Annotated in this window: 12 protein-coding genes; 3 read left to right on the top strand and 9 right to left on the bottom strand. The window is 47.2% G+C overall.

Annotation, left to right across the window (positions count from 1 at the left end; genetic code table 11):
* The first annotated feature begins 8 nt into the window (after positions 1–8).
* Positions 9–698, top strand: coding sequence for a response regulator transcription factor (locus V6668_RS27135; protein WP_076319183.1), 690 nt, complete (start codon positions 9–11; stop codon positions 696–698).
* 94 nt (positions 699–792) lie between these two features.
* Here V6668_RS27135 and V6668_RS27140 read toward each other — a convergent pair whose 3' ends face one another.
* From V6668_RS27140 to ftsE, 5 genes are all read right to left on the bottom strand, one after another.
* Positions 793–2,121, bottom strand: a complete 1,329-nt coding sequence (locus V6668_RS27140; protein WP_076319184.1) for a PDZ domain-containing protein — start codon at positions 2,119–2,121, stop codon at positions 793–795.
* A gap of 64 nt (positions 2,122–2,185) precedes the next feature.
* The gene (locus V6668_RS27145) at positions 2,186–3,658 is read right to left on the bottom strand and encodes a S41 family peptidase (protein WP_076254092.1); all 1,473 of its coding nucleotides are present in this window, start codon (positions 3,656–3,658) and stop codon (positions 2,186–2,188) included.
* Positions 3,659–3,793: 135 nt separating this feature from the next.
* The gene (locus V6668_RS27150; protein WP_036612408.1) at positions 3,794–5,074 is read right to left on the bottom strand and encodes a murein hydrolase activator EnvC family protein; all 1,281 of its coding nucleotides are present in this window, start codon (positions 5,072–5,074) and stop codon (positions 3,794–3,796) included.
* Between the two features lie 187 nt (positions 5,075–5,261).
* A complete protein-coding gene (gene ftsX, locus V6668_RS27155; protein ID WP_047840643.1) occupies positions 5,262–6,179 on the bottom strand; it encodes a permease-like cell division protein FtsX in 918 nt (305 codons plus the stop codon).
* Entirely contained in the window at positions 6,169–6,855 is a 687-nt protein-coding gene (ftsE, locus tag V6668_RS27160) for a cell division ATP-binding protein FtsE (RefSeq protein WP_024631580.1), read from the bottom strand. Before ftsE ends, ftsX begins: the two co-directional genes overlap by 11 nt.
* Before the next feature lie 254 nt (positions 6,856–7,109).
* On the opposite strand from ftsE, the gene V6668_RS27165 reads away from it, so the two are divergent.
* Positions 7,110–8,543, top strand: a complete 1,434-nt coding sequence (locus V6668_RS27165) for a VanW family protein (RefSeq protein WP_076319185.1) — start codon at positions 7,110–7,112, stop codon at positions 8,541–8,543.
* Positions 8,544–8,774: 231 nt separating this feature from the next.
* Here V6668_RS27165 and V6668_RS27170 read toward each other — a convergent pair whose 3' ends face one another.
* The 4 genes from V6668_RS27170 to V6668_RS27185 all read right to left on the bottom strand — a co-directional run bounded on the left by V6668_RS27170 (position 8,775) and on the right by V6668_RS27185 (position 12,485).
* Positions 8,775–10,328, bottom strand: a complete 1,554-nt coding sequence (locus V6668_RS27170; protein ID WP_036667723.1) for an MDR family MFS transporter — start codon at positions 10,326–10,328, stop codon at positions 8,775–8,777.
* A gap of 72 nt (positions 10,329–10,400) precedes the next feature.
* Positions 10,401–11,084, bottom strand: coding sequence for a hypothetical protein (locus tag V6668_RS27175; RefSeq protein ID WP_076328758.1), 684 nt, complete (start codon positions 11,082–11,084; stop codon positions 10,401–10,403).
* Positions 11,085–11,118: 34 nt separating this feature from the next.
* A complete protein-coding gene (locus V6668_RS27180) occupies positions 11,119–11,847 on the bottom strand; it encodes a polymer-forming cytoskeletal protein (protein ID WP_076328757.1) in 729 nt (242 codons plus the stop codon).
* Positions 11,848–11,861: 14 nt separating this feature from the next.
* The gene (locus tag V6668_RS27185) at positions 11,862–12,485 is read right to left on the bottom strand and encodes a YhbD family protein (RefSeq protein WP_074096600.1); all 624 of its coding nucleotides are present in this window, start codon (positions 12,483–12,485) and stop codon (positions 11,862–11,864) included.
* A gap of 274 nt (positions 12,486–12,759) precedes the next feature.
* Here V6668_RS27185 and V6668_RS27190 point away from each other — a divergent pair, with 274 nt between their 5' ends.
* Entirely contained in the window at positions 12,760–13,548 is a 789-nt protein-coding gene (locus V6668_RS27190) for an alpha/beta hydrolase (protein WP_076328756.1), read from the top strand.
* Positions 13,549–13,736 lie beyond the last annotated feature (188 nt).

A 13,736-nucleotide genomic window follows, 5' to 3' on the forward strand; every position in this document is an offset into this window, starting at 1 on the left:
ATATTCTCATGTCCGAACGTAATGATGTGAACAACAAGAATGATTCAGGCCAGCTCCCACTTATTCGGCTGATTCTCGCAGACGATGATTACTTCATTCGTGAGAGCCTGAAAGTGTTGCTTGGACTGGACTCTGGCATTTTCGTTACAGGCACGGCCTCAAATGGGCAGGAAGCGTTGGAATTGCTTGAATCAGGGACGTCTGCGGACGTGGTTTTAATGGATATTCGGATGCCGGAATGTGACGGAGTTGAAGGTACCAAACGCATCAAGTCACGTTTTCCTGAAATCCAGGTGCTCATGCTAACTACTTTTGACGACGATGAGTATATTATTCAAGCATTACAGAATGGAGCAAGCGGTTATTTGCTCAAAAACGTCCCCCCCGAACGGATAATTCAAGGCATCAAGACCGTACATAACGGCGATATGTTAATCCATCCGGATATAGCCCGCAAATTGGCAGGCCTTCTTCGTCCTGCTGCGATTCCCCTGACACAGAACCCAATCGAAGCCTATGGACTGACTCGTATGGAGCTGGCGGTTGCCGAGGCCATATCGGAGGGGTTGTCCAATAAGGAAATTGCCGCCAAACTGTTCCTCAGTGAAGGCACCGTCAAAAACTATGTCACGGATATTCTCGGTAAGTTGAGCTTGCGTGATCGGACCCAAATCGCCATCTTTATGTTAAAACAGTAACAAAAAAGGTATTTCCCTTGCCTGTGACGGCGCTCGGAAATACCTTTTTCATTGCTTGATTTATGCAACATACTTCATCACGTATGCTTAGTTGTTACATCTCTATGGACCCTTTATCACTGCCCACAGGGGCTGGCGGTAACGCCAAGAGAGCTTCGTCCCTTTGTGGTTTTTTCAGACGGGCAAACAATTTGAGGTTGATGATATGGAACAACGTCAGTGGACGTAACCGAATCGCCCAAACCTCGTGATTGTCCGGTGCCATAATGACCCCAAGCTGATGATGCTCCCCTTCATAGATCGCTCGTTGCATGAACTTGCTTTCACCCTGGTGATTGCGAACCTCTAGTTTGCAAAAAGCCGGGTTCATCCGCAGGGCACGATGTAACTCTTCCGGTGAATGAACCAACTTACCATTCACCTTGTACAATGTCTCACCTGCTTCAATCCCCAAATCTGCAGCAGGACTCTCCGGAATAACAGCCAATACCTTCAACCCATGCTGCGGATGGACAAATACCGGACTGCGGTTTTGCTCTTCAAACGCGCTGTACCATACCAGAAATTCATGTCCAATAAATGCAATCAGCGCAGCAACCACCATGAGTGGAGACCACCATGCAGCAAGCAAACTGAACACAAGCAAAGTTGCCCCGTATATCATCAACCGCTTGGATGAGATCTGTACCTTTTGTCCCGGAAGCATACTCTGCGTTATCTCACCAAATCCGAGCATAATCGGCAACGCAACCAGCATGTAACTATGACCTGCATTCATCAGTGGATTCCATGCCAGCTCCGCGCCACCTCCTGTGACTGGAACAAGAATCAGTAGAGGAATGGCCCAGAACTGCTGCAGTTGATATCCCCCAACCAGTTTCCCGCGTTTTCCCTCGAAGAGAAGTGGTGATGCCATCGATACCCCCTGCATGCGTACCAACAAGGCTTCACCCATATGTAGAAGGGCAGCCAGGACAAGCAGTGCAGGCATATCCAGGGTACGTAGCGTTTCCGTGATAGTGCCCATCCAACCCGATGGTTGCCAACCTGAAGCCAGATTCAAACCAAATTGCAACACACCCAGTAACCCGGCCGCATAAGCAAAGCACAGATACCGGATACGGAATAAGGATAGAATTAATGTTGCAGCCCATATGCATATCAGGCTTCCCAGTGTAAGATGTGCACCGAGGAATAGGGACACAATCGAGACGATGGTACCAATGAGTATGCCTCCGAGCACCGCCCGAATCGTCTGTGTTATCGAGCTTTGCAAACGAACATGGAACAATTTACGCTCCTGCAGTAATTGACGATGATAGATCAGCGCAATCAGGATCACCGCAATATAATAAAACGGCTGAATAAACAACTGCAACAAAGCTTCCCCTAATGTAGTTAACCACGGCCATACCCATTCCATTGTGGTCGGTCACCCCTCTCTTTCAGCCGGTTCAGAAAAAAAGAAGGCTGAAAATCAGCCTTCTTTATGGCTTCGACACAGCGGACGAAATATCCTTCGAGACATTTTCGATCGCGCGTTTCAGCTGTGCATCATATTGAGGATTAGCAATACGTTCAATCAGAGCCGCTTCCAGTGATTCAGCGGTTTTCTCGTCAATCTGGCCTGTAGCCTGAATGCCTTTTTGCTTCTGGAATGCCTTGACCGCTTCTTCCGTCTTCTGGTCGTAGTATCCATCCACACGATCCGGTTTGAAATCGAGTCCTCTCAGCATCGTCTGCGCACTTTTCACATCCGAGCTATTGCTGTCATATTTCAGTGGTAACTTCTCTTTGTTAATCGGTGCCACCGAGAAATAATCCGGCTGGTCTACCGCAATATCCGGTTTGATTCCTTTTTCATGAATCCAGTCTCCGTTCGGAGTGAGCCACTTGGCAATGGTGATCTTCAGCAAGCTGCCGTCACCCATCTGCTTGTCATAACTCGTCTGTACGGTTCCTTTACCAAAGGAGTTTTCACCAATCAACTTAGCACCTGCTGATTGTTGTAATGCACCGGCCAAAATCTCCGACGCACTCGCACTGCCTTTGTTCATCAGGACTGTGACTGGGTAAGCTTTGGCTGATCCATTGGACTTGCTTTGTTCCTTTTTGCCGTTCTTGTCTTCAACTTGCACAATAACCTTGCCTTTAGGAACAAACTGTTCAGCAATATCAATAACAACTTGCAATACACCGCCTGGGTCATTCCGTACGTCGATGACCAGACCTTTCATGTTCTGCTTCTCAAGCTTCGCCAACTCTTCCTTGAAGCGATCACCTGTATTCAAAGAGAATTGAGTAATGGCAATAACGCCAATTCCGCCATCCTCCATGTGAGCATATACGGTCTCCAGATCAATATCATCACGTACAATCACAAAATCAATCAGCTCGGAAGATCCAGCACGTTTAACTTGTACCTTCGCTTCACTGCCCTTGGGACCTCTGATTTTGTTAACAGCCTTGTTCAGTTCCAAACCTTGCAAGGATTCGCCGTTGACCGACATAATCATGTCTTTTGCACGAATACCCGCTTTCTCGGCAGGAGATCCTTTGATTGGGGAAACAACAACAACGTTTCCATCCTGTGAGGATACCTCTGCGCCAATACCGGTAAATGAACCTTCGATCGACTCTTCAAACTGAGCAGCTGTTTCCTGCCCCATATAGTTGGAGTACGGATCACCAAGGGATTCCATCATGCCGTTGATCGCACCGTCAATCAATTTGGTCTGATCCACATCTTTATAATAGTTGCTTGAGATCAAATCCATCGCGGTTTCAATCTTCTTCAAATCGTTCTTCTGCTGTGTATTACCGGTTACACTGGCCAGCAAACCTTCGCCCGGTGTGGCCTGGCTCGCTATTCCCGGATACGTCATTAATACCAGGGTTAGTAAACTACCGCCAAGGAGACCCACAATGACAAGCAGTAGCGCCGATCTTTTCTTCATCATCCGTTTGTCACCGCCTTTAGTTTTGAAGCGTGTCAGATTCCATTGTTGCCAGAATCCATTCCCTAAACATGCCAGCTTAGTATATGTCTAGCTTGTACGGAATATGTTTTTTCCATTCGAACGATGGAGCAATAATTACAAATAGTTCATCGGATTTACAGCGGTACCGTTGTCTCTCACTTCAAAGTGCAAGTGAGGTCCAGTAGAGTTCCCTGTATTTCCTGACTCCGCAATGGTATCCCCTTTGCTTACTGTATCTCCCTTGCTGACTTTGAATCCACCTTCGCGCAAGTGACCATATAACGTCCATAGTCCACCGCCGTGGTCCACAATAACCGTATAACCATAACCGCTATACCATTCAGCCATGATCACGATTCCGCCAGAAGCAGCATGAACCGAAGTTCCCTGAGGAACAGCAAAATCGACACCGGCATGCATTTTACCCACTACGCCCGTAATCGGATGGGTACGGGGGCCGAATCCAGAAGAAATACGTCCTCCAGATACCGGTCTTGAGAAGATACCATTACCGGATGAATACGTGACCTCACTGCTACTATCCGAACTCACTCTAGTAGGCGCCTTGGCTGCAGCTTTCGCCCGAGCCGCTGCTGCGGCTTTTGCTTTGGCTGCGGCAGCCGCCTGCTGTTCACGCAATTTATTTTTCTCTTGAAGAAGTGCCGAACGTTTGCTGGCAATCTGCATTAATACATCTTCCTGCTCTTGTGTCAGCTCTTCTGACTCTTCAATTTTAGCATCATATGAAGCGAGAAGCACTTGCTTTTCCGCTTCTTTTTCATTCAATTGGGACTTACGCTGTTTCTTCTGTGCATACAGGCTCTTGGCTTCCGCATATTGCACATCCAATTCTGCCTTTTTGTCCACGACAAGTTGCTTGTCCGCTTTGTGCTCATCCAGCAGATGCTGATCCTGATCCACAATCGTTTTGAGTGAATCCGCACGGGTCAGGAAGTCAGTGAAGCTAGTAGAGGACAACAATACATCCAGATAGGATACAGCACCGTCCGTATACATCAGGCGCACGCGTGACTCCAACAATTTTTCCCTTGCAACAATGCGTTCTTCTGCCGCTTGCAGATCTTTTTTCGTTGTACGAAGATCTTCCTCCGTGTTCTCGATCTGCAAGGATACACTCGCCAGTTCATCACTAACGACATTGATCTGTTCCATAACAACCTTCAGATAAGCGTTGGTTTTGTTCTTGTAATGCTGTGCTTCCTTTTTGTTGGAAGCCGCTTTTTTTTGCTCCTGCTTGGCAGAAGCCGCCTTGCTCTCCAGTTGCTGAATCTGTTGGTCAATATCGCTGATGCTACTCTTGGCATATCCGTCAGAAGGTTGAAGCGTCAAACTGGCCAATAACGTAAAGGCCAGCAGCGAAGCGGTTTTTTTCAAAATGATGATCCCCCATCCTATGATTTCACAAGAAAGCAACCTGCACAGGTGGTGAACAGCATGTTCTTTGCTTTCTTCAATCTTAAAAGACTCCGTCTTTCCTACATATCGTCAAACAGCGTCCATTAATGAACCTGCTTTACCATTCTTTTCGACATATTCTGCAATTCGATCGTTGAAAACAAAATTAAACGTTGAGTGATTTCCGAATGGACAGTGTACTTCCCAAAATACCTACCAGCACACCAAGTCCGATCAACAGTGTTCCAAACAGCCCCCAGATTTCGCCGAGCGGAATCAAGTTAAGCATCTGCATGAAGACATCCTGACCAATCGTCTTCATCAACTGGCTGTACCCAACAAACAACACACCAACCGTAATGACCGAGCCAATAAATCCAATGAGTGCACCTTCAATAAAGAAAGGCCAGCGAATAAAGGTATTTGTTGCGCCAACCAGCTTCATAATTCCGATCTCCCGGCGACGTGCCAGAATCGTTACGCGAATCGTATTCGAGATCAGGAACATGGACATGAGACCCAGTCCCCCGACAAAAATAAATCCGATATTACGAACAAGCTTCGTAAATTTGAACAACACTTCCACCGTTTCCTTGCCGTAATTCACTTTCATGATCGGCTTCTCCGGGTGTTTTTCGTTCAAAGCTTCGATTTTTTGCGCCACAAAAGTGACGGTTTCCGGTTCAATGACCTCAACTTCAATGGTCTCCGGCAGTGGGTTGTTGTCCACATCGAAACCGCTAAGCACGTTATCTGCACTCTCTCCAAGACGCTCACGGAACTCCTTGAGTCCTTCTTCCTTGGAAACAAAACGAATCTCACTTACTTCAGGCATCGCGCTGATTTCTTTCTCCAGTGTGTTACGCAGGTTCTCGTCCACATTCAGTTCGAGGAACGTGCTGATCTCCACTTGGCTATCAACCTGATTCGCCATGGAGTTCACATTGAGCACCAGTAACATAAACACACCAAGAATCAATAGCGACACAATGATGGACATGATGGAGGCCACGGACATCCAGCCGTTGCGGAATACGTTTTTGAATCCCTCCCGCAGATGGCGCAAGAGAGTACTAAAATTCATAACCGTATTCCCCTCTCATCTGATCCCGTACAATCTGTCCACGTTCAATCGCGATTACCCGTTTACGCATCGTATTCACGATATCTTTGTTGTGGGTTGCCATAACAATGGTTGTTCCCCGGAAATTAATCTCATCCAGCAGTTGCATAATGCCCCACGACGTCTCCGGATCGAGGTTACCTGTAGGTTCATCCGCGATAATAACCGACGGGTTATTGACGATAGCCCGTGCAATAGCAATACGCTGCTGTTCTCCACCCGAGAGCTGTGAAGGTTCACGATTTGCCTTACTCCGCAGTCCCACCAAGTCGAGCACTTCCATCACCCGTTTTTTGATATGACGCTTCGGCGCTTCAATAACTTCCATCGCAAATGCCACATTCTCAAATGCTGTCATCCGTGGCAACAGACGAAAATCCTGGAACACAACGCCGATGTTACGACGCACATAAGGAATCTTTCTTGGCTTCAACTTACCAATATTAAATCCGTTAATGGATATTTGTCCTTTGGTCGGAACTTCTTCTCTGTACATCAATTTCATAAATGTCGATTTACCTGCTCCGGACGGACCGACGATATAAACAAATTCATTGCGGTCGATCTTCACCGACACCCCTTGTAATGCGTGGGTCCCATTGGCGTAGGTCTTCCACACGTCCTGCATTTCTATCACATCATCACTTCCTGCTCGCATAGTTAGCCATTATCATTTCGACACAATCCCGGCATTTCCTTTAAAAAGACCTGAATTTCATCAGGGAAAAATCCACTTCGTTCCTGTTTCAATGGTGAAGCATGGATGCATATGAAGTTTATTGTAACAAATTTGTTACCTATTGAGTACCCGAAAGTTTTCCTGCATTGGATCATATATATAGAAAGTGTTACAAAGTCGGGAACAACCGAAGTATAAAGGAGCGTACGGTTATGAAAAAAATACATTTGACGGTCATTGTTCTATTCTCCATCCTCTTGATCGGCTCCGCGTCTTATGGATTGTTGTACATGTACGTGAATCAACCTGCCCTGCCCAAAAACGTTCATGTTGGCGAGATGCTGGTGGAGGGGAAGAATCGTAAGAACGTATTGCATGAATTGGATGAACAGATCCAAAAGCTGGAGGACTGGCCTGTCACCTTTGAAGTGACTGAACCCAACCCCCAGACGATGTCGTATACCGCAGCTCAGGTGGGGGTGAGTTACAACGTTAACAGCTTGGAGTCCGCAATACAGCAGCTGGAGGAAGGTAACCTGTGGGAACGCGCTTATGCACGTTATCATTTTCCGAAAGAGTTCTCTCTCGATATGACCTATAACTCAAGACCACTCCAAGGACATCTCAGCCCTGCCTGGGAAAAAGAAACCTTTGGTACACCTGCGGACGCTGTTCGCCGCATTACCACAAGTGACAAAGTCCAGTATATCCCGGAAAAGGGCGTCCGCCGCATTGATTGGGATACACTCACAAGTATCATTCAGACGAAGCTGCACAGGGATTTCAGTGTACTGAACCGGGATGAGAAACCCGCCCCATTGCTGATCCAGGTACCACTGTATACGCTGAAACCCGAAGTAACTCTTGATTCGCTGCGCCGGGAAGGCATTGACCGAAAGATCATCCAGTTCTCCACGGGTCTGGGCAATAGTAGTGAAGGCCGGATACATAATGTCAGTGCAGCAGCGGAAGCGATTAACGGCATGATCTTGCCACCAGATGCCACATTTGATTATGAGAAGGTCGTCCGTCAAGCTGAAAAGGAGTATGGGTTTCGTGAGGCCCCGGTCATTGTTAATGGAAGACTCACCCCCGGAATTGGCGGGGGAATCTGCCAGGTATCCAGTACGGTGTATAATGCAGCGCTGTTGACGGGTCTTGATATTATTGAGCGCCGCAACCATTCCCTGCCGGTCAAATATTTGCCCAAAGGACTGGATGCCACCTTTGCCTCGGGAGCCATCAATTTTCGCTTCAAGAATAATACTGGAAAATCCTTACTCATTCATGCAGAGGTGAAGAATCACCAATTGATGGTGAAATTTTTCGGCACCTTCCCCGAGAATGTCAGCTATGCACTTGAATCTCGCACCATTGAAACATTAAGTGTTCCGGTAAAGTATGTGTCCAGTACGGTACTGCCTGATGGTGCACAGCAGGTGCTGCAAGACGGACAGCCTGGATATATTGTGGAGACGGTAAGAACCAAGAGGCTGGACGGTAAAGTGGTCGAATCCAAAACGATTACAAGGGACACGTACAAAGCTCAGAATCGCCTGATTGCCCGCTCCGGTCATAGCAGCCTGCCTGACCCACAAGGGCCTTCTGTGGTCGAGGACGGGATTAGCGATACGAAACAGCCTTAATTTTTTTTCAAAGCAACCGACAACTTACAGATCACGGAATGGTACAAACAAGGTCCTGCCGTAATTCATGGATAAACATAAGCTGATCACACGAAAACAAAAAGACACACTTCACGTCCCTTTTGGGGATAAGCGAGAAGTGTGTCTCTACATTTTCAAGAAAAGTTATTCGAGTTTTACCAAGCTGAGATTAGCTTTACTACCGTAACTTACGGTTTACTGCATTACGGTTTAGTGACCGCCGGTGTATTCGCCTTGCTCTTCGCCTACAACCATCTTCTCTCTTCCCATGAAGAAGGAAGCGACCAACGCGAGTGCAGCCGGAATGACAGCCCAGGCAAATAACTGCACGATGGAAGAAGACAAGGCATGTGTGATGGTATCCAGCACCTGAGGCGGAATCGCCTGTCTGAGTTCTGGTGAGAGTAACGCATGCGGATCGGTCAGGTCCACTCCCTGCGGCACGCCACCCGCTGAAGCACCGCCTGCTTCCGCAGCTGAACCAGCGAGAGCATCGTTCATTTTACGCGTAAATACCTGGCTCTGTACGATACCAAAGATCGTAATGCCCATCGTCATGCCGAGGGACCGCAAAAAGTTAAGTGTGGAGCTTGCTGCTCCGCGCCTTTGCGGTTCAAATGCGTTCATGGCTGCATTGCTAAGTACAGAGAACGACGCACCGACACCCAGACCAACCATCACCATGTAGATACGTATCGTCCAAAGGGAAGAATTCTCATCCAGTGTGGTCAGCAATCCAAGTCCAATGACAAGTAAAGCTAACGTAGGGATCATGATATTACGATACTTGATTTTGGTCATCAGCACCCCGCCCAAGGATGCCGTCACAACGGACCCAAGCATCATGGGTAGCAGCACAAGACCGGAGTTGGTCGCTTTACCACCAAGTACCCCCTGTATGAAGATCGGAATGTACACGGATGCTGTAATGAACGCCGCACCACTGAACATACCAATAACGTTACTGGACCAGTAGACCCGGTTGCGGAACATGCTGAAGGAGATGATTGGTTCTTTGGCTTTTGTCTCTGCAAAAAGGAAGAGCAGGGCTAATGCTATAAATCCGGCAAACAAGCCAAGAATCTGCCACGAATCCCAGGCAAATGTTTTGCCACCCAGTTCCAGACCAAAGATCAGGCACACAACAGCACCGATCAGTGTTACAGCACCCAGCCAGTCGATCTGTTGGGATTGATGCTGATGGGATTCTTTATAGAAGAACGCAATAAACACAAATGCAATCAAGCCTAGCGGCAGGTTGATATAGAATACCCATTCCCATGTCGCATACTGGGTAATGTAAGCACCGAGCAGAGGTCCGAATACGCTGGAGAGGCCAAAGACGGCTCCAAACAATCCACCCAATTTACCACGAGATTCTGGTGCAACGACATCAAACATGATCGTAAAGGCAATCGGTACCAGGGCCCCCGCGCCAATACCTTGAATCGCTCTGTACATCGTCAATTCCACAATAGACGTTGCCGTTCCGCACAGCGCTGAGCCAAGCATAAACACAATAATACCAAATACAAAAAACTTCTTCCGTCCATACATATCGGATAACTTACCGAAGATCGGCATCCCTGCCATCTCAGCCACCATGTACGCGGAGGTAACCCAGACGAACTTGTCGAGCCCACCCAGCTTCCCGACAATATCCCCCATAGCTGTTGCCACGATGGTATTATCCATCGAAGCCATTAGTATGCTGAGCAGTAACCCTGCCAGCACCAATCCAATACTGTTTTTACGTGCAGCCATTGTACTCAATCTCTCCATTCACGCTCTATTCATATGACTGCATTAGTATATCCGAAAAGAAGTCTGCGTTAATCAGTCCAAGGACCGATTGCTTTGCAGCAAAACTTCCGATTGCGGATGAATTTGCAGAGATGAACGGTATTCCACTGTACCAATCAGGCAGCCAGGACCAATTTTTATTTTATCGCCACGGACAATCTCGGCCTCCGTATTCTCTAATTCAATGTCATCACCTTCGATAATCTGTGCCTTGAGAATTGATTTATTCCCCGTAAACAAGTCATTCAAACGGCCACTCTTCACCGAGATGATGGAACCACCCATTTCCTTGACCTCGGATGGACCCATGATTTTGAGCGTCATGTGTTCAGCGCTGAGCATTCCCGCTATCGTCAAACGCCCGTTCAGCTTGATATTTTCCGCCTGACAATCCCCTGACAGATGAAGTTCACCTACCACTTTTATATGCTCAGCTTTGGTATGCAGGCCAGATGCCTGGATTCCAACCTCACCATCGTTGCTGGTCTCTCGCTCTTTTAGAGTCAGGGTTCCGGTAATTTTAATATCTGTGGATTCAAGCGATCCGTATATGACCGATGTACCCGTACATTTGAATCGATCACAAGATAGATTGTCGTTAAAGGACGCGTCCCCTACAACCTTGATCTTGCCGTACACGCCACCAGAAGAACTGCCATCACCAACGATGCTGATATCCATTTTTTTGTCCAATGAACGCCCAGGATTGTTATTCATGTCGATCCCATCCCTTTCTCTCCATATCCAAACTTTAAATTCGCTGACTGCTGCCCACCTTGGCATCCTGATCTACCTCAAGTTCACCTGAATACTCAACCAGTCTGATGTTACAGCCGCGACCGATAAAAATGTTACTCCCCCGAACAATGTCAGCTTCGGTATCTTCCAGCACAATCTCATCACCCTCAATTAAGGATGTCTTAAATGAAGGGGTCCCGCCCAAACCAATACTTTTCCAAAAGCCATTCTGTTGTTCTTTGCGACGAATATCGATACGCTCTCCGCCAATCTCTTTAGCCGAAGAAGATGTATACAGCCTGATCTCCACTGTTCCCGCATTCAGTAATCCGCTGATCTTAATATTGCCCCGTACATTCAGGGACTCACATTGGACATCCCCTTCAATATCGATCACACCGCCAATATCAATTCGTTCCCCATCTACTCTTCCACGTACGGTACACTTTCCGTTCACTTCAAGTTCAGGGCTATGGAGATCTCCGTTAATCGTCGTCATGCCATCCACCCGAACACGAGAACTGGTCAGAGGTCCATTCAACGTGCACATGCCGTTAATCGCTGCACTCTCGGAGGTCAAAGCGCCGTGCATCTTCAATGTTCCATTCACTTCCATAGAGGTGCAGTCCAGGTTGCCGTTCACCTTAGCCATGCCATCAATAGATACACGGTGAAAATTCCCGCCTGCCGTTTGACTTATGCCCGCCACATTCAGATCATTCCGCTTATTCCGCTCTTCCATAGATGATCCTCTCCTTATCCTAATTTGAGTTTTAATTCTTCCATAAATGTTCCCATCGGCTGCCTAAGAACCACTTTCACACCATTGTCAAAATAAAACTCCGTTCCTGCTGTTACCAGCATGAATGAAGGAACACCCATCTTACGAATAAGCACGAGTTCGCTGGGTTTGCCTGTAAAACGATAATAATGTTCGGACATCACTTCGATCAGCAACGCACCCTCTTGCCGAGTAATATCTCCGCTCATTAACAGCTTATCAAGGACGTAGAGCATCATAATCTGCTCCAAAGCATACAGCGATTGTTCTCGACCTGCTTCTTTTAACAGATCCAGCGATATTTGTGAAACAATGTTTCGCTCTAACAATTGCTCTGCAGACATCTCCACTTCACCCAACGTAGGTGAAAACACGTCTGCCAGCTCATCCAGCGATAATCCGTCTTTCATATTGAGAATCTTGTCAATGCGCAGTAAAATCTGTTGTTTGGGAAAAAAAGTCTCTTGTCCGGTGTAGGACGACTTCCGAATGAACCATTCTTCCGGAATGAGATTTTTCCGCTTCCAACGGTATAACTGGCCGTATGAGATTCCTGTCAGGTCCAACAATTCTTTCTTGGAGATCAAATCATCCGTCATATATGGTCCCCCTTTTTATTGAAATGAGTGTAACATAACATTGTTACGTTGTAAACCAGATTGAAAAATCAATGATCAGATTACAGATTTCCACTTTAACCACTGGTGTGAAATTCTTTGTTTTCTACTGTAGATCTTGTTATTGCAATGGAAGCGTAATGCGTATAACCTGTTACATATAAACACTTTGGAGGCTCAGGCATCCGATTTCCATCCCATCGTCTCATGTCAGAACACGTGGTTAACGAACTTATGAAAGGGGTTTCTTATACTCATGGCACTTATTAAATGTGATTTTTACTCGGATACGCTCGGGCTTAGCACCAGCATGCATGTCATTCTGCCGCAACAAACCCACAATCAGATCGGTATGGAGAATGTGACTGGCAAAGGACTGCACCCAACCCTGTACCTGCTGCACGGTCTGTCTGATGATGATTCCATCTGGCTGCGCCGGACTTCCATCGAACGTTATGTGGCCAACCTCGGGATCGCCGTTGTTATGCCACAGGTTCACCGCAGCTTCTATACAGATATGGTAGAAGGCGGACGTTATTGGAGCTTTATCAGTGAAGAACTCCCGGCACTTGCTCGTTCTTTCTTCCCGCTCTCAGACCAACGGGAGGACAATTTCGTTGCCGGATTATCCATGGGTGGCTATGGGGCGTTCAAGCTGGCCCTTCGTAAACCAGATCAATATGCTGCAGCTGCCAGTTTGTCTGGAGCACTCGATATGTCTGCACATATGGATAGAAACGCATCCTCAGCATTGCAACAGACGGAGTTACAACGTATTTTCGGACCAGAGGTGGCGGGTACAGAGAACGATCTGATTCATCTGTTAAAAGAAAGCCAATCTAGCGAAAGTCCTCGACCTTTGCTCTACCAATGCTGCGGAACGGAAGATTTCCTGTATGAGGATAATCAAACCTTCCGTCAAGCCTGTGAACAGACGAACTTCGAACTGACATACGAGGAAGGGCCTGGTGAACATGAGTGGGGCTACTGGGATGCCAAGATTCAGGATGTATTGAAATGGTTGCCTTTACAAAAGCGCGATTAGTGGAGAATTACAATGGAGCTACCGCGATTAACTAAACTGGTACTCCGATAGTAGAACAACCTACCTTCCGTTCGCGGTTGAGTTCAATATATCTAGAGCACATCGCTGTACAACACAAAGAAGCAGGCCGTTGAGAACAAAGTTCTCTGGCCTGCTTCTTTGTTGTACTGTTGTATCTGTAAGGGTAC

It is taken from the genome of Paenibacillus amylolyticus (assembly GCF_036894225.1).
GTDB classification, from domain to species: Bacteria; Bacillota; Bacilli; order Paenibacillales; family Paenibacillaceae; genus Paenibacillus; species Paenibacillus amylolyticus.